The organism is Flavimarina sp. Hel_I_48, from assembly GCF_000733945.1.
Lineage (GTDB): Bacteria > Bacteroidota > Bacteroidia > Flavobacteriales > Flavobacteriaceae > Leeuwenhoekiella.
In genome coordinates this window covers 2,951,655-2,971,000 of record NZ_JPOL01000002.1, presented here as the reverse complement: position 1 = coordinate 2,971,000, position 19,346 = coordinate 2,951,655, and the positions used below count along the sequence as shown (strand labels likewise).

General features: G+C 40.4%; 8 protein-coding genes. All 8 read right to left on the bottom strand.

The features are described from left to right. Positions 1 to 9: 9 nt before the first annotated feature. Positions 10 to 1,599: a RagB/SusD family nutrient uptake outer membrane protein gene (locus P162_RS12960; RefSeq protein WP_031427906.1), complete on the bottom strand. Its 1,590-nt coding sequence runs from the start codon at positions 1,597 to 1,599 to the stop codon at positions 10 to 12. A gap of 13 nt (positions 1,600 to 1,612) precedes the next feature. Then, the gene (locus P162_RS12955; protein ID WP_031427904.1) at positions 1,613 to 4,735 is read right to left on the bottom strand and encodes a SusC/RagA family TonB-linked outer membrane protein; all 3,123 of its coding nucleotides are present in this window, start codon (positions 4,733 to 4,735) and stop codon (positions 1,613 to 1,615) included. Positions 4,736 to 5,061: 326 nt separating this feature from the next. Then, complete coding sequence (locus P162_RS12950) at positions 5,062 to 9,261, bottom strand: two-component regulator propeller domain-containing protein (RefSeq protein ID WP_081868427.1); 4,200 nt, start codon at positions 9,259 to 9,261, stop codon at positions 5,062 to 5,064. A 186-nt stretch (positions 9,262 to 9,447) separates the two neighbouring features. After that, on the bottom strand, positions 9,448 to 10,863 hold the full coding sequence (locus P162_RS12945; RefSeq protein ID WP_031427901.1) for a DASH family cryptochrome: 1,416 nt from the start codon (positions 10,861 to 10,863) through the stop codon (positions 9,448 to 9,450). Next, positions 10,847 to 12,508 carry a cryptochrome/deoxyribodipyrimidine photo-lyase family protein gene (locus tag P162_RS12940; RefSeq protein WP_051907886.1) on the bottom strand — a complete coding sequence of 554 codons (1,662 nt, stop codon included), beginning with the start codon at positions 12,506 to 12,508 and terminating at the stop codon, positions 10,847 to 10,849. Before P162_RS12940 ends, P162_RS12945 begins: the two co-directional genes overlap by 17 nt. A 282-nt stretch (positions 12,509 to 12,790) precedes the next feature. Next, positions 12,791 to 14,368 carry a calcineurin-like phosphoesterase C-terminal domain-containing protein gene (locus P162_RS12935; RefSeq protein ID WP_031427899.1) on the bottom strand — a complete coding sequence of 526 codons (1,578 nt, stop codon included), beginning with the start codon at positions 14,366 to 14,368 and terminating at the stop codon, positions 12,791 to 12,793. Between the two features lie 22 nt (positions 14,369 to 14,390). Continuing rightward, complete coding sequence (locus tag P162_RS12930; RefSeq protein ID WP_031427897.1) at positions 14,391 to 15,827, bottom strand: SusD/RagB family nutrient-binding outer membrane lipoprotein; 1,437 nt, start codon at positions 15,825 to 15,827, stop codon at positions 14,391 to 14,393. Positions 15,828 to 15,839: 12 nt separating this feature from the next. Beyond that, the gene (locus tag P162_RS12925; protein WP_031427895.1) at positions 15,840 to 19,295 is read right to left on the bottom strand and encodes a SusC/RagA family TonB-linked outer membrane protein; all 3,456 of its coding nucleotides are present in this window, start codon (positions 19,293 to 19,295) and stop codon (positions 15,840 to 15,842) included. Positions 19,296 to 19,346 lie beyond the last annotated feature (51 nt).

Below are 19,346 nucleotides of genomic sequence, written 5' to 3'. Positions count from 1 at the left end.
AAAAAAGTTTTACCAGCCTGGATTTTGTTTCAATACTCCATCAGAAAGTGTTATCTGATTGTTCGGTATTTGTTGTAACCCCTGTGTCTTCTGAATATTTGCAGCGGTAATTGTCTTTTGAACTTCTGCACCCGCATTTAAAAGCGTTCTGGAAGTCGCGATGGTATTTGCAGCTACATCGACTCCCTGGCGAAGTAGATCCCAATAGCGCACACCCTCCAGAGCCAGTTCTAATCGCCTTTCATTTTGAATTGAAGCTGGCGTTACGGCTATCTGGGTAAAATTGTCTCCATACGCACGTTGTCTTACTTCATCAAAATAAGACTGAGCGCTCGGGCTTCCCAATTCTGCTGCCATTAACAATACATCTGCGTATCTAATTACATAAAAATCCTGATATTGGCCAATCTGAAAATCCACACCTCCCAGTTTTACTGCCAGACTGTTGCCCGCGTCATCTGCCATAGGAGTATATTTCTTTGTGTAATATCCCGAATATTCTCGTTGATTTGCCAACTTATCAAAAGGCACCTCCTGCTCATTTATGGCAATTATAGAAGCATCCCTTCGCGTATCATTTGTATTAAATGCGTTGTATATATCAGAATTCACGGTTACCCCCCAGCCATTACCATATGGAGTGTAGGTATATTCACGCATGCCTAACATAACCATCCATAAGTTACCATCTGTATTTCCGTTATAATCACTTGTATAGGTAAGTTTTACAGAAAAAACGATTTCTTCATTGTTCTCACCGGCAAAGTTGTTAACCGAAGCAGCTGGCCATAAAGTTGAAAAATCAGAAAGAAGACCATGCCCACTTGATGCGATCACATCTTCTACATGTCCCAGGGCTTCTGTCCTGCTTACTACTCCTACAAGATCAGGTTGATTATAATAACCCGTGTAATATAAATAAACACGTGCAAGCAATGATTTTGCCGCCCATTTGGTAATTCTACCAGGTTCTACTGCAGAATAGGCCTGCATGGGTAGGTTTTCAGCAGCAAAAGAAAGATCCTCAGCGATTACCGTATAAACTTCTTCAGGAGTAGCTTGTGGAATATTGTCTGGTGAAGGTTCTGTAAGTAATGGGATATTGCCCCACATTTTCACCATTTGAAAATATAAGTAACCACGAATAACACGTGCTTCTGATAAGTATCGTTCCCTCAACGCCGGGTTCTCTGACCAATCAATCTGATCTATTTTTTGAATCAACACATTACACCTGTAGACACCTTTGTAATAGGCATCCCACAAACCTCCGTACAGATTCTGATCTGCCGGGGCACGGGTTACATCAAATTCATCTACTGCCTGAAAGCCAAAACCATCTGCACTACCGCCACCTCCATAAAAGTTGTCTGACATAACCATACTGGCAACAGGATAACTTAAACCACCTATGCCGCCCACGGCACGTTGCATACCATCATAACATCCCACAAGTGCAGCATATGCATCATCTGGTGACTGATAAAAATTAGAATCAGTAAGCTGCGTTAAAGGTTCTGCATCCAGGTAATCTTTTGAACATGAGAGCAACGTACAGGCGCTCAAGCCAAGTAACATATAAAGTTTAATATATTTCATCGGTTTCATTTTTTTAAAATATTACATTAAGACCAAGCAAAAAGGTACGTGGTCGCGGATAGTATCCCAGATCAACGCCGGATGAAAAAGAATACGTGTCTGTAGAAATACCGTACCCTATTTCTGGATCCATCCCATCATAATTTGTGAAAGTGTAAAGGTTAAGTGCAGAAGCATAGATACGTAATTTCTGAATCACAAAATCATCTGTGGCCTTTGCAAGATCATATCCTATAGTTAGGTTATTAAGTCTAAGGAAATCTCCGTTTTTAATATATAAATCAGAGAAATTTGATAGGTTCCTATTATCTAAAGTAACCCTGGGAATTGAATTTGATGAATTTTCTCCCGTCCAGCGATTAAGAATATCAGTGGTATAATTAGCAAACTGATTAGACTGGTTTCTATACGATTGAACAATCTGATTCCCAGCTACGCCATTTCCTGAAAGGATAAAGTCCAGTGCCTTATAATTAAAACCAATATTGAAGCCAAAAGTCAAATCTGGATTAGGGTCACCAATATTTATTTTATCATCAGCATTGATCGTACCATCATTGTTCTGATCAACAAAACGCACATCTCCTGGGCTGGCATTGGGTTGCACCAGGGTTCCATTTAAATTGTATGCATCCACTTCAGCCTGATTTTGAAAGAGACCACTAGTCTGCAAGCCCCAGAAATAGCCCAAAGGAAATCCACTTTCGGCACGATAAAATTCAGGTGAATTGTCAAAAAGCTGATTGATCTCTCCATGCAATATACCGTCAGGCGTTGGTATATTACCTACTTTGTTATCATTATATGCTCCATTTACACCTACATTGTATTGAAAGTCACCTATGTTATTGGCGTAAGTCAACGCAAGTTCTACACCACGGTTCGTTACATCACCACCGTTTGAGAAAGGTGCATCTGCACCACTTGTAGAGGGTACTGGTGCTACTATAATAAAATCCTTATTAACCTTCTCATAAAAATCTAATGCAACATTTAAGGTATTATTCAATACACGGGCATCAAGACCTATATTTGTTTGTTCTGAGGTTTCCCATTTCAAACCAGGATTAGCCAACCTGCTGGGAAAAGCACCTGGCGCAAGTACGCCTTCTTCATTTCCATAAGTATAGTTGGTGTTGGAATACGTAATTGGTGCTAAATACTGAAAAGCCCCTGCGTTCTGGTTTCCAACCTGTCCCCAACTTGCTCTCAACTTAAGAAAATTGAATATATCAGAGTCACTTAGGAAATCTTCTTTAGAAAGGACCCAACCTCCTGATATGGATGGAAAATATCCCCACCGATTACTCTGATCAAAGTTGGATGATCCATCTGCCCTAAAAGTGGTATTCAATAGATATTTGTCTTTGTAGTTATAATTTAAACGTCCAAAATAAGACATTCTCTTATTTACAAAATTTGGCCCCCCGCCAGCGCTCAAAAGTCCGCCGCCCTCAGAATTTACGGCATTATCCAACCAACCGTATTTAAGCTCATCAAACGTGAGGTCAACGTTAGTGGCATTAAGATATGTACCTTGATAGCTATATGATGATGTTCCCAATAAAGCCTCAAACTCATGATCTTTTGCTATGTTAAAATTATAGGTAAGCAAGTTATCCCATATCAAAGAGTAGCCTTTGCTCTGTGACTGGTACACCCTGTCCCTGTTTCTAAACGAAAATATAGAAAGCTGGTAAATAGGCTCGTACGAATGACTATTAGATGCGTTATAATCAATACCTAGACTCGTCCTAAATTTAAGATTATCTGTAAAATTGAGTTCTGCATAAACGTTACCCAGTAATTTCTGATTATCGTTCTCATTCATATTATTATAAACCATCTCTGCATAAGGGTTTGATTGTCCAGAGATGTAAGGGGTCGAAGTATTTGCGGTATTAAAGAAATCTCCATTTTCATCCCTAAATGGCATTAATGGCGTAGTTCCAAAAGCGGGTCTAAGCGAGTTATTGTACTGATTGCCCACGCGAACACCATTACTTTTCTCATAGGCGAAACTTAAATTTTCGCCAAAGGTTACAAAGCCATCATACATATCATGCTCAGAATTAATTCTAACGTTGTAGCGCTCATAATTGGATAAATCCTCACCCCCTACGATACCTCCTTGCTGTGTATAGGCCAAAGAAGAAGAAAAAGTTGAATTTTCGCCACCCCCGGTAAACCCAAGACTATAGTTTTGAGTGACCACATTATCTACAAACATTTTATCCATCCAGTCCGTTTCCGTAGGAAGATTATCAATTTCCTCATTATTGAAAAAAGGTGTTCTTCCAGAATTGACAGCTGCTTCATTGATGATGACAACATATTCCCTACCATCAAGTAAATCAATTTTACTGGGTACACTTTGAAAACCATAATACTGATCAAATGTGATTTGTGAAGAGTTCCTTTTACCGCTTTTAGTTGTAACCAGCACAACTCCATTTGAAGCCTGCGAACCATAAATAGCGGCAGATGCAGCATCTTTAAGTACAGAAATAGATTCAATATCAGCATTGTTTAAATACGATATGTCTCCTGTTAATACACCATCTACAACATATAATGGTGCATTTCCACCGGTAGATCCTAGACCACGTATAACTACGTTGAGACCGGCCCCTGGCTGTCCAGAAGTAGAAGTGATCTGAACCCCTGGTGTTTTTCCCTGTAATGCTTCAAGTGGGTTGGTTCTGCTTTGATTTTGAAGTGCATCGCCGTCAACCTGAAGATTCGCACCGGTAACAAGGGCTTTGCGTTGTGTACCATATCCTACAACCACCACCTCATCAAGTTCAGCAGTATTTGTTTTTAATGCTACATTAAGTGTGCTTTGCCCATTTACGGGCGCTTCCTGTGTATCAAATCCTACATAACTAAAAGCCAGCGTGGCATCAGTTGCTGTTTCAATCTGGAAGTTACCATCAAAATCAGTAGTGGTACCCTGGGAAGAGCCTTTTACAATTATACTCACTCCTGGAATAGGCATACCGTCATCTGCTGAGGTTACCGTTCCAGATACGCTGAGGGTCTCTTGCGACCAAAGGCTGGCAATACCAATCATACCAAAGATTAGACTCAGTAGATACCGAGAGCAGGATGCTTTAGGTAAGTTTATTTTCTTCATAAGTATTGGTTTAATATAAAATGTGGAATTTCTAAATAAAATGATTTACTCTATTAATCAATCTAAAATTATGGACGCATTCCATTGCTGATTCAAAAATTCAAACGTTTGAGTGCTTTTTGAAATGGAGTGCTAAAGTATAGAAATCAGGCCCTGATGATAGGGATCAAATCGTTTTTAGAAGGGACAATATGTTTACAAACCCAACTCTAACACCTCAAATACCAGTGTTTAACAATTGTATGCTGTCAAAAATTCAAAAAACCTGATAAATGTTCCTCTAATGGATTTGATTGAAGACTTTCACTTTAGAAAAACAATCAATTTTAAGGTTCTAAAGCAGCTTTAAATTCAGAAGGGAGCACCTGATATTTCTTCTTAAAGTTTTTCGTGAAGTATTTTGGATTGTTAAAACCTACCTTAAAAGCAATTTCTGAAATTGTAAGCTGACTATTTTCCAAAAGGTTTTTACCATGCTCCAAACGGATATCTGTTATAAGTTCTAAAGGAGACTTTTCAAAAAGCGTGACTGTTTTATTATATAGAAATGTACGGCTGACGCCAAGATGGCCTGCCAGTTTCTTTACCGAAAATTCAGCATTCAAACCATTCTTTTCAATCTGTGCAATAACGTTGCGCATAAATTTCTCATCCTCGCTTTCAAGCGGAAGTTTATGAACTGTTTTGGGGATTTTTATTTTCTTGCTGTATGCCTTTTGAAAGGCTTTACGCTGTTTTATGAGATTCTGCATACGCGAATGCAGCTCTTCAAAGCTAAAGGGCTTTGTAACATAATCGCTTACCCCTATTTGAAGGGCTTTCACTTTATTATGTTCCTGAGCGTTAGCCGTGAGCATTACAAACGGTATATGTTGTGTTCTGCCATCTCCCCGTACCTTTTTGCATAGGGCGGTACCGTTCATAACTGGCATGTTCCAGTCACAAAGGATAAGGTCAGGTTGAACTGATAATATCTTTTTCCAACCTTCGTCAGCATTTTGAGCTATAAATATTTTGTAGAACTTGGCAAGACTTCTTGCCATATAACTGAGAAAATCCTGATCGTCATCAATTATAACCAGATTGAAAAGCTCCTCCTGAAGTCCATTTTTAGCGCTTTTTTTGGTGTTTTTAGACGCTTTTCCATGAATTATAGGAACTTCTGTACCTACAGGATTTAATTCTTTTAATGGAATCTCCATATAAAAACTTGAACCTACGCCCAGTGTACTTTCTACCCTGATCTTACCTTTAAAAAGCTCCACATATTCTTTAACCAGAGAAAGTCCTATGCCACTGCCTGACGCATGAATTTCTCCGGACCGACTGGCTTTAAAAAAGCGCTCAAAAATTTGATCCTGATCTTCTTTTGAAATACCTATCCCCGTATCACTTACCTTAAGCTCCAGAAGTTTTTTATGGGAAGCGGTGTTTCCTGAATCAACAATTCGCAGGGCAACGTCTACATTCCCACCCCTGGCTGTAAACTTTATTCCATTCGATATTAGGTTAAAAAGAATCTTATCTAATTTGTCTGAATCAAATGCGGTATAAAAAACTTCCTGACTTGAGCTAAAACTCAATGTTATCCCCTCATTTCTAGCCAATCCCTCAAAAGAGTTAACGACCTCTGCTATGAATTCAATAATATTTTTAGTAGAAGTAATTAATAAAGTTTCTTTCTTAATGTTTCCCAGATCCAATAGCTGATTGATAAGCGTGAGAAGTTTTTGCGCATTTTTACTAATGATGTCAAGTTGCTCCTTAGCCTGAAAGCTAATTTCACTGCTTTTCAGCTTTTCTAAGGGTGCAAGTATTAAGGACAAAGGTGTTTTAAATTCGTGGCTTATATTCGTAAAAAATCTTATTTTCATCACATCCATTTCATGAAGGTGTGCTGCTTCCCGCTGAATTTGTTCTACTCGAAAGTTTTTTCGCTGGTGCACTATGATTCGTTTTCGGGCAAAATATAAAAGTGCGATGATGGCAATTATATAGAGCAAATAGGCATAGATCGTCCCATAAAATGGAGGTAAAACAATAATTGTTAAACTGGTTGCCTCGTCGTTCCATATCTGGTCATTATTTGAAGCACGTACCAGAAAATGATATTCCCCAGGATCAAGATTTGTATAGGTAACCTGGCGTTTGCTGGCGCTTGTCTCTTGCCACTTTGTGTCAAAACCTACCAATTTGTAGCGGTACTTGTTTTTTGAAGGTTGGAAAAAATCCAGTGCAGAAAATGCAACAGAAAACACGTTTTCGCTATATTTTAAGGTGATTTTATCGGTTTTCTGGATAGATTTTTCAAGCAGTACCCTACCGTTTATTTTCTGGCCTCCTTTGATCTCTTCATTAAAAAGACTGAAGGATGTAAAGACCACGTTTGGCTTTTTGGTATTGTATTTAAATTGTTGTGGGTTAAAAAGATTAAAGCCATGCATCCCACCTATGATCACTTCCCCGGCTTCTGTTTTTAAAATTGCATTCTCATTAAAGAGATTACCCTGCAAACCATCCAGCTCACTATAGTTTCTAAAAGCTGGCGGTATTCTCCCGCTACCGTATTTTTTTGAACTTATATTAAATTGAGATAAACCGTAAGAAGAAGTAATCCATAAATCACCTTTATCATCTTCCCTAACCGCAATGATTTTTTTGCCTGGCAGACCATCGGCAACGGTATAATGGTAAAAACGATTGTTTATTTTATCATAAAGATCCAGTCCTTCATGCGTACCTACCCATATGTTTTTTCTACTGTCCTTATAGATGGACAAAATGTTATTGCTGCTCAAACTGGCAGCATCTTCTGGATCGTGTGAAAAGAAAAATTGTTCACCGGTTATAGGATTAAACACATCTATCCCACCTACACCCCCTATCCACATATTGCCAGACGCGTCTTCTTCAATCGCAGAGACATACGTGTCATGCAGCGGGTATGCGCCTTCGTTTTCATTATTGTGCTTAAATACTTCTTTTTCTCTGTCGAGCAGGTCTAAACCACCACCCAGTGTGCCTACCCATAAATTTTTACGCGAATCTTCAAATAGTTCCCACACATTGTCATCGGCAATACTTGTTGAATCTGTATCTTTATGAATATAGTTTTTGAAACCTGTAGCTGTTTTTTTGTTCAGTCCGCCCTGATAGGTTCCCACCCATAAATCTCCATTGCTGTCGTACAGTAAACTCACCACTACATTACTGGAAAGACTGCTGGGATTTTCAGGATCATGTACATATTGTGTGTAGGTTCCTGATTTCCGATTAAAATAAAGCAGCCCACCGCCATTTGTTCCTATATAGATGTTGCCCTTATCGTCCTCCTCAAACACATTGACATCATTGAACGGCAAACTCTCCTGGGAAATACGTTTTTTAAAAAGGGGAAACCGAACAATGTTTTGGTGATAGTAATCTATACCATTTTTAAAGGTTCCTATCCACATAATCCCATCGCTGTCGCTATAAAGGGAAGTAACTGTATTGTGCGAAAGGCTGTTCTCTACTTCTTCATGATTTTCTATATATTCAATGGATAGATCTTTAGGGTCGATAATATTGATACCGCCATGGTCTGTACCCACCCAGATTTTTCCATCTACATTTTTTTCAATATCATAAACTAAGCTACTGGTAAGTTTTACAACTGATGAAGTATCAGTGAAATTTTGCAAGTTGTCCTGCTTCTTATCGTAGTAGAAAATACCATGGTTGCCATATAAATATATCCAAAGGTTATCTTCATAATCAACCACCATATCATAATTCTCAAGAGCATTTGGGAAAACCTCGGTCATTTTATGACTGATAAAGAGCACTTTTAGGGTGTTTCCGTCAATTTTTTGTAAGGTTCCATCGGTGTAAAGCATCCAGAAATTGCCATCAGTATCTTCCTTAAATACCGAAATCTCTTGTTCTACTGCTGATTTTTCATCTAAATTAAGAGTATACACCGTTCCTCCCTCTTGACCCGGAACGTATTTTAAGATATGGCCCTGATCCTGCACAAACCAGTAATTCCCCTTACGATCCTTGACGATGTTCTGTACCTGCCTGTTAGGTATGTTCAACTCTTTTAAGACCGTGGAAATATCTGTGGAAAAGGTTTGCGTTGCAGCATCAAAAATCAAAGTCCCTGACGGGGTATTGACCCAGATATTGCCCAGTGGGCCTTCAAATATTGCTTTGTAATCATTGGCATTGCTAGAAGAAGCAAAGGGTAAATCTGCATTGAAGGTCTCAATGGAATAACCATCATATCTATTGAGTCCTGTTTGCGTCCCAATCCAAATGAAACCCTGACTATCTTTGTAAAAGGAATTGACCACGCCAGGAGAAAGACCATTGGAAACCCCTAAATGTACAAACCGGTACGTTTGTTCTGAATGTTCTTTTGACTGCAAAGGTTGTCCCAACACACCTGAGCAAGCGAATACTGCAAAAAACACCAATGCTCTAAGTACATACCCTTTTATAGTGCCCTGCTTTTTTCTAAAAAAACTATATATAGATGTCAAATTGAAAGTTTATCCTTAAGCATTCCACAGTCAAAATCATTATGGTCATTTAAACCATGTACCGTGAATGTACAACTTATACACATAACGGCATAAATTGCCAAAACACTCGTTCAAACCGAAGCCATGGCAGAGATAATAATCTTGAAAAAACTTAGGTAATATCTATCTATATTAGACCAAAAACTATTCCTTTTCTGCGGCTTTAAGGATATTATTGATTGATCGCGACCACTTGGAATATACTTCTATAGGTGCGGGATAGTCGGTGGGTTGCTTACCCATTTGCCAGGGCGCGTAGATTAGCGCACCCTCTACGGAAGCAAGTTCAGAAACCCATTTCTGAATAAATTCAATAGCTTTATACTTCAAGGATTGATGCACCGGGTTTGTGTACCAGATCTCGTAGGCCTGCATATGCCAGTTCATCCAGTTGGAACTTACATCATAATCTATAAGTTTACTTTCAAAATAAGCCGCTCCCCAGGTCCAGTCGATCTTAAGATCGTGCACCATATAACTTGCGCAGTTTACGCGCCCCCTGTTGCTCATATAACCGGTTCGGTTAAGCTGGCGCATGTGAGCGTCTATAAATGGAATGCCGGTAGTACCATCACACCAGCGCTGAAATTTTTCGGTATCGTTTTCAAACGTGATCTCTTTATTTTTAAAACCCTCGGTTTTAAAGATCGCATCACCCATCATCATCCCTTTAAAGGTAAAATAATCCCTCCATACCACTTCAAAGATCAACCACCACGTACTTATGTTCTTCTTTATCTCCTTTTCATAAAGCTTCACTTCTTTATGAATTTTACGCGGTGAGATGGCACCAAGTGCTAAATACGGAGAAAATTTACTGCTATAATCTAATCCAAGGGATCTGTTTCGGGTCCATTTATAGGAAGTTAGCAGCTCACTCTCATGCGTATAATAAGCGAGCCGTTTTAGAGCTTCGGTTTCCCCTCCCTTTAGGTATGTTTCCGCTTCCTGTGATTCCTCCGGAACCAAATCAAATGTAGATGCCTCCGGTAGTTCTCCCCAGTCTTCAATATCGAATACCTCAATCTTTTCTGGCTGCGCAAATACTTCCCGTACCGAAGCTTTTTTTTCCGTATTGATACGGAAGGCTTTGCTTGTTAACGGAATCTCATCAATAGCATACGGCAGGTCATCGATATGATACATGGTTTTTCCCCAGATGGCTTTGTACTCACAGGATTGGGGTAAATTTTTAATCACCTGCTGTACTACAGCCTCTTCTTCCGGCGCATATTCCTGCTCGGCAAAAACACTTGAAATACCGTATTTTTCGATGATTTTAGGGATGATTTCTTCCGGTTTACCCACTTTTATTAACAAGTTGGCATCCGCTTTTTTCAGGTTTTCCCTGAGATCTGTAAGTGTTTGCTTTAAGAATTCAAACCTGTTGTAACCAGCTTTGGGAAAATCATAAGCGGTCTCCCTATAATGACGGGGATCAAAAATATAAACTGGCAGTATTTTTTCTGAAGCTTCAAGGGAGTTGCAAAGGGATTCATTATCAAGCAGGCGCAGGTCGTTCTTGAACCACAGCAGCGAAATTTTAGATTTGTTTGGCATCGTCTTTATCTGAAGGTTTTCGTATTGTATGTGTTTTGAGAATGCGAAGGCGCTCCAACTGGGCCTTGTCGCTTTTTCTATGTGAATATAATTTGTCAAGGGCGTAAGCGCGTGTTTCCTGTAGCAAAACAATACGCTCTGGATAGTCTATTCCAAGCTTAAAATTGTACAATTGCTCTTCCATCGCAGTCATTTTCCAGGGTTCAATGGCAAATTGTACGGGCAATTCCTGAAGTTCTGGCACCCATTTTTTAATGAAAATAGCTTCGGGATCATGCTCTTGTGCGTTTTTCGTAGGATTGTAGACCCGCACGGTATTGGTTCCCGTCAAGCCGGCCTGCATTTGAAACTGACCGTAATGAATACCGGGTTCAAAGTCTAAAAACTGGCGTGCCAGCCAGGCGCTGCCCGTGGTAAAATGCTGAAACAAATGATGGGTAAGAAATGAGGTTACCATCGCCCGCATCCTGAAATTCAAATATCCGCAGGAAGCTACACTTCGCTGCGCGGCATCCACGAGGGGATAGCCTGTTTTTCCACTTTTCCATGCTTCTATATAACGCTCATTTAAAGGTTGGCTCATCTCCAGAAAACCCTTATTAACCGCTTCAAATTCCATGCGCGGTTCTGCTTCAAACTTTTGTATAAAATGGCTTTGCCACCGCAAGCGGGAAGTAAAAGCGCTCAGTTCCCTTTTAAATGCTGACTTACCCCGCATGGATTCCGCTAACTGAAAAACTTCACGAATAGAACATACGCCCCAGGAAATGTAAGGGGACAACCTGCTACAGCCAAAATGGCTACGTTCTGGTTTTGAGATATACTGGTTGTAATATTCAAGGCGCGATTCAAAAAAACTGCTGCTCCATTGTTCAAAATGTGCCCTGCCCCCTTTTTGAAAATTATGTTCTGGCGTTTCCAAATCAAGCGCAATAAATTGATCTGCCATAAAAGCAATCAGTTCTGCGGAAGTTTCAATTGTAATCCCTTCAGGTAGCGTGCAAAGTGGGGATTGCATGTAGGCATACCACGCTTTTTTCCAGTCATCACGGTTGTTTATGGCCCTAAGTACGCCGTTGTTTTGATACTCGTTCCACGGGATTTGGTTACTTCGGAAAAAATTTTGCACTGCAAGGTCCCGCTTATAAGTTATATCAAGCCCGGTTTCCCGGGTACTATAAATGGCATCGACTTTATAATGCCCCGTAATCTTTTTGAAAAAAGGCACAGCTTCTGTTGCTATGCATTGAAGCTTTAAACCAAATTTTGCGCATTGCGCAGCCAGTTCCCTTAACGATTCTTTTATAAAATAAAGATGCCTGGTGCTGTAATGCGGATTTTCCCAGATGGATTTTTCATACAAATAGATGGGGATCAGTGGCTTCTTAGAAGCTACTGCCGTATAAAAACCTTCGTTATCCTCCAGCCTAAGATCCCGTTTAAACCAGAAAATATGCACCTCTTTGTCAATCAATTGCTTTTCTTTAGATCTCAGCAAAAACAGTCCTCCAGAATTTTCTAACTGTCTTGTGTATTTAATGGAAAATTCCCAATTCTCCTGATGACGACAAAGAATAATTCGCCAAAGTTTGTTTAAAGTTAAGCTGAAGAAATGAGTTTTTTTCTCCTCCATTTCTATTTTCATCTGGTTATTTATTTGATGGAAATAAATAGGTTAGCAGATTCCATAAAAGAGTAAAAAGCGCCTATTTTCATACTAAAATCGGAGGTTTTTAGTATAAATAGACACTTTTTTTAAATTTTAACGTATGTTTCAACGTGTCAACACTTACCTAGAACAGCTTTCTATTATTGTTCAATCGAAAAACAAAGCTATTTTAAAGCTTTGTTTTCATTCACCTTGATCTTTTTAAAAGGCCTCTTCTTTTTTATTTCTAATGGATTGTGGTAAACATAAAACAAACTTCTATTTTTTGGGTTTTTCCAGGCGATACGAAGCGGTTCCTGTGTAATTTTGGCCATAATGATCTGTAGCCTTAATTTCTATTTTATGTTCCCCCGGCTCGAGTTTTGCAGGAATATCACCGCGCCACAAGTGGGTACTCACAATGGGATTTGAAGAACGCCTTCCCGCCATAAGTTTGTCTGAGGTATCCCATTCATAGACCAGTGCTACATAAGAAGGATCTGCTTCTTCTACGTAAGCCATAGATTCCCATTTGCCGTTATCTACGCTGTAAAGTACCTCATCGCCCGGCTGACCCATAAAAAAATCAGCATAAATCCCAGCTTTTGTATTTCTTCCCTGTGCCACAACCTGTGGGACAAAAATTTTCATCTGATACTCTTTGGGTTTTCCGGCAACTTTATATTCGGTTTTGTATTGATTTCCATTAAAATGGAGGAATGCATATCCTTTGGGAGTTCCATCGCGCATTACGGAAATAGGGATTCCGTTTTCGTCCAGTTTTCCAGAATACCAGTCGCCGGAGGTCGTGCCTACATTGTATTCATGATGCGGCTGTTCTCTATTAAAACCATCTGCTTTCCCAAAATAATCCTGCTTTTGAATATGCGTATGCGCTGAAAGCGAAAGGGTATGCGGAAACTCTTTTAGAATAGAAAACAAACGTTCCTTATCTGCCCCCCGGAAGAAATCACCGCCCTGTTCATTGAGCGGAATGTGGTACGACAGCACAATAAGCTTGTCTTTAGAAACATGTTTTAGATCGTTCTCCACAAAATTGAGCTGCTCTTCCCGGAAACCACCATAGTAACCTTCATCATCACGTGGATCTGGATACAAGATGTCATCAAGGACAATAAAATGTACTTTCCCGTAATTAAACGCATAATTCGCCGGGCCAAAATGTGCCTCGTACGTTTCATCACTCAGGCTGTCCTGTTTTGCATCAAAGTTCATATCGTGGTTGCCCATCACATTGTACCAGGGTATGCCCACTTTTTTTACCGCTTCTGCATAGGGCATAAAAAGATCAAGATCATTACCCACCAGATCCCCAAGACTCAGTCCAAACGGAATATTCTCAATCCCCTCAACTTCTACAACCACCCCACGGACGAAATAATCTATTTCATCCCGATTGTAAGGCTGCGGATCGCCAAAAATAAGCGCAGTGAATTCCTTGTTATTTTCTGCCCGAAATAGTCCAAAATCGATCGTTTTTGGCAATTTTCCGGAAGGTTTTACACCTGGGAATTTACTTTCTGGTGACCCATTGGGTTTGTAATTGTAATAAAAAACCGGAATATTATACGCATCCAGAGGAACCGCATATCCTGCGGGTTTAATAACCGCAATGATATTATCATCACCCAGCGGGAGTTCATAAGTTCCGGAAGCATCGGTAACCACCACTTCATTTCCATTGGTTACTGACACGTTTGCAATACCTTTTTCGCGACGCTCTTTTTTTCCGTTCTTGTTGCTATCTTCATAAACGCTTCCCCTGGCCATTTGCTGCGCGGGAATAGGCGCAGTAAAACCAAGAAGCATCAGGCTTATTAGGAATATATTTTTCATTAGATTACTTTTTAAAGGATTATTAATCAACGGTATCCCACCATACTTTTGTGTTAATATGATCGGGACCGCCCAAAAGTTCCAGCGCAGCTTTATAATTGGCAGTATTGCTGATCTGCACATCCGTGGGATAAAAAAATCGGGAAGGCATTTTTTTATCATTAAACATCGCTTCTGTAGTAGGAAGTTTTGGCAAACCGGTTCTGCGATATTCAAACCACTGCTGGTAATCTACAAAGTAAAGGGCATAATATTTCTGAAGCATAATACGCGCTAAAGTACCATCGTAACCTGCTGCCGCATTATCAAAATAACCTTCTGGAAGAACGGCACCCAACTGTTCCATCGCGCCTCTCACCCCGTTCTCATAATGCAATTGTGCATCATTTGTAAACCCACGCTGGGCTACCTCTGCTTTTATAAACTCTACCTCTGCATAGGTCAGGAAGAAAATCTGCATAGGATCTGTAACCTGATCGATATTTAAGGTAGATGCATCAAAACCAAACTGCGATTCTGGGCCTGCGTAGGCACTGGGGATACCTTTATAACCTATGTTTATATCGCTGCTGTCTGCTGTTGTAGCAACAATAGGACGCCGCGGATCGTCCCAGTTGTTCAGATTGTCCACAAAAAATTCAGACATTTTTACGCCCAACCTAAAATCCTGTGGTCTTCCCCATGGGGAAACATTGGGTGCAACACCGGTAATATCTAGCACTGCCGATTCCCCCATATTCTCAAAAACCGGATATTTCGCCGGATTATTGATCATTGCAGCCAGTTTTTGGAAAGCATTGGTTTCGGTACGGTTAGAAATTCTGAGCAGCAGGCGCATATGAAGTGCATTGGTGAATTTCTGCCACAGGGAAACATCGTTCTGGTACAAAATATCGCTGGCGTATTCCATAGTTCTTCCAGTATCGTACAATTCATTGGCACGTTCCAGATCAGCAAGAATGGTTTCATAAACAACTTGTTGAGAATCAAACCTGGGATAAAACGTACCTTGTTCCCCACTTGATGCCTCGGTCATGGGTACCGGGCCAAACATATCCGTGAGGTTAGCATAGGCCATTGCATGTAAAGTAAGTCCGATGGCCTGGTAATTGGGATTTTCGTCTTCGTCTGCCGCTTCCTGCATCTCGTTGATATTATTTGCCCAACGATAATACCAGTAATACGAAGAATTACCCACCCCCAGACTTACATCATAGCGGTGCAAACCACCGGAAACACTGGGAAAAGGAAGGGTAACCTGCATAAGGTCAAAATTCACAGCCCAGCTGCGGTCTGCATTATGACTTGCCAGACCGTAGATAATGGGATTTAAAATCGTTGCCGGACTTATTTCTGCGAGTCGGTTGGGATCTTCGTTTACTTCTTCAAAATTATTATCACAGGAAAGAAACGAAACGGAAAGGCTGATACCGATTATTATTAAATATAACTTTTTCATTTTCAATGTTTTTTAAAATTTAACTTGTAAGCCCATACCATACGTTGCCGGGGAAGGCATCTGGCCTATTTCTACACCTGGTAGCAGCGTGCTTCCGTTAAGTGCTGCAGTTTCAGGATCGTAGATGGGAAAATCTGTAATCATGGCCAGGTTTCTTCCAAAGAAATTGAGGTTGAGATCCTGTATACCGGTACCTCTTAGCCATTTGGCCGGCATGTTGTACTGCAGGCTTATTTCCCGCAACTTGATATACGAGGCATCAAAAGAATTTGATTCTACATTTGCCCTGCGGTAATACCTGGTGTACCAATCTGGTGTAGCTGCTTCGGTTGTATTTTCAGAATAGGTGCCGTCATCATTTAAAACAACACCATCGCCTACAATAAAACCATCTTCACGACCGTAATACGTAGATTTCAATTTACCTTGTTCGGTAAGTTTGTGATGGGTCTGAGAATAAATAATGCCCCCTTTTTGAGCATCTAACATTACATTCAGGCTTACATTACCCAACCGGAAACTGTTGTAAAGCCCCGCCCTAAAATCTGGATTGGCATCTCCTATTTTTTGAATATCCCCAGATTCCGGATATGCGGGCAAGCCGGCATCATCATAAATAATCCTGCCGTCTGGAGATCTTAAAAACCCGTAGCCATACACGGCACTTGCACTACCGCCTACTTTAGCGAGAATAGTTGCCTGGCCTCCTTCGCCTATTACCTGCTGGTTGTCAATACCTTCGGCAAGGGAAAGTACTTTATTCCAATTTTTTGAAAAAGTTAGGGTAGATTCCCAGCTGAATTTATCCTTTTTAAACAGTTGTGCCAAAAGTGTAAACTCCAGGCCCCGGTTGCGTACTTCTCCAGAATTGAGTGTTGCAGAACTGTAACCTGTGGTAATATCTATAGGCACATCTAAAATTTGATTTTTAGTATTGGTCTGGTAAACGGTTGCATCAAGGCGCAGGCGGCTCTTGAAGAAACGTATATCTAATCCCGTCTCAAAACTGCTGCTTACTTCCGGTTTAAAATCAATGTTATACAAGGTGGTAGGAACAGTAGCAGAACTGGGGAAATCACTCTGGCTGTAGTACTTGCTTGTTCTATAAGGTCCTGTATCATTACCTATGCGTGCAAAGGAAAACCGGTATTTTAGATAATCCATAGTGCCAGACATATTAAAAATGTCTGATAAAATAAAACTCGAACTTACCGAAGGATAAAAATAACTGTCGTTTTTCTTGGGTAATGTAGAAGACCAGTCATTTCTTGCCGTTAGATCTACAAAAATCTGATCCCGAAAAGAAAAATTGGCCAGGGCATACAGACTATTGACTTTAAAATTGGAATCATTTCGGCCTACCAGCGGGTTATTTACACCGTTAGCCAACTTATATACTCCCGGAACCACAAGATCTTCGACCGAGGCATCTACCCGGCGGTATTTATAGTCCCTGCTGTTTCCCCCCGCAGAAGCCTGTACCGAAAAATCTTCAGTAATCTTACTGTCAAACGTGAGCAGGAAATCAGAATTTATATCTTGTTTCCAGATACTCTGGGTCTCATAATAACCCTGCGCATATCTGTTGATGCTGTACGGCCTTTTAAGCTGTCGTTCCTGATTGTAAGTGTTTAATGCGGTTCGTAAGAGTAAATTCCATTTATCGGCCAGTTTAATGGTGGTGGTAAGATTTCCTATCAACTGGTCGTTTTGCATACCATTAGTGGCTTCATAAGCAATAAGATATGGATTGTCTATATACGAACTGAACGGTTGTATTTGCTGGATCTGAAATTGATCCTGCTGCCAGATGGGTCGGTACCAGTCCATAGCAACGTTAGGATTCTGAAAAATCATAAAATAAGCGATAGAACCGTTGTTGTAACCCGTGCTGGGTATATTGTCACTGGTACGGTTGCTATAGTTTACCAACGACGAAACATTGATTCTGTCTGAAATATCATAGGTCGCATTTACCGACGCATTCAAAAGCTCATAGCCGGTGTTTGGCATAATCCATTCGTTTTTTGAGTGCCCCACAGAAGCCCGCAGCGAACCATTATCATCTCCACCTGCCAGTGAAATAGAATTTTTAAAAGTCATTCCGGTATTCCAGAAATCTTTTCGATTGTCTTTATAAGGCCTCCAGAGTTGCGGGGCTGTAGATTGACTTTCAATGGTAGGATCATATTGATAATAATACTGCCCATTAAATTCAGGGCCCCAGGCGCTGCTCGTACTTCCGGTATTTGAACCATCGGGCGAGGCACCATAAGAATAATAAGGTTCTCCATCTTCATCAAAAGATTTTCCGCTCCCCTGGCCGTATTTATATTGCCAGTCTGGCCAGCGCTGAATGATATCAAAACTTACGCTACTGTTATACGTTACCCCAAGGCCACTTCCACGTTTGCCTGATTTTGTTGTTATGAGCACTACGCCATTCTGGCCGCGGCTTCCATACAAAGCGGTTGCACCAGCACCTTTAAGTACAGAAACACTCTCAATATCTTGTGAATTCAAATCTGAAATAACATTCCCAAAATCTATAGGAGAATCATTGCCGCCATACGCACTGCCCGTACCGGAAGTATTGATCTCCTGGTCTATGGGCACTCCATCTATCACAATAAGGGCTGCGTTGTTGTTAGGGTTTAGGGAAGCATCCCCGCGCAACGTAATTTTCTGCGAATTGATGGGTCCAGATCCGGCAGAAAGGAAGTTAAGCCCCGCTACTTTGCCCTTCAGTCCAGATGACCAATTGTTTGGATTGGTTTGATCCAGATTATCCCCACTGATACTTGCCTGAGAAAAACCCAGCTTTTTCTGGGAGCGTTTTATTCCCAATGCAGTAACGACCACTTCATCAAGTGCGTTTTCACTTGTTTTTAAAACAACAGTTATAGGAGTGCCTTGAGCAGCAGGTATTTCCTCTGTTTGAAAACCTACATACGAGATTACAAGAACCGTAGAGGTTTCTGAAACAGCAAGGCTAAAATTACCATCAAAATCTGTTGTAGTCCCCCTATTGCCCCCTTTTTGCATTACGGTTGCTCCCGGAAGCGGCATTCCGGCTTCATCGGTGACTTTTCCGGTTATGGTTTGTTGACTCGCATCTTGACTTAATACGGTAATAGTGGTATTGATTGCTTTAAAGGTGAAGGAAGCCTGTTTTCCTAACCTATTTAAAGCCGATTCAAGATTTTCGTGAGTAGCTTGTAAATTAAAACGCTTTTCACTTTGAACAAGAGCATCATCGTAAACAAAGGTAAATGCAGTTTGTGCTTCAATACTTTTAAAAACTTCTGTTATGGTCACGTCTTCTAAGTGCGTGGTAATAAAACTTTCACGAAGATCCTGGTCGTTATTTGCTTTTGCTGTGGCTATAGTAAGGGTAGAAAGAATAAAAAAAATATGAAACGGTGTGATTTTATGTTTCCGAAATAGTTGGGTTAAATTTATTTTCATTTTCAATCGGGCTATTTGGTTTATTTTTAGTGTAGGCTTTGTTGCCATTTG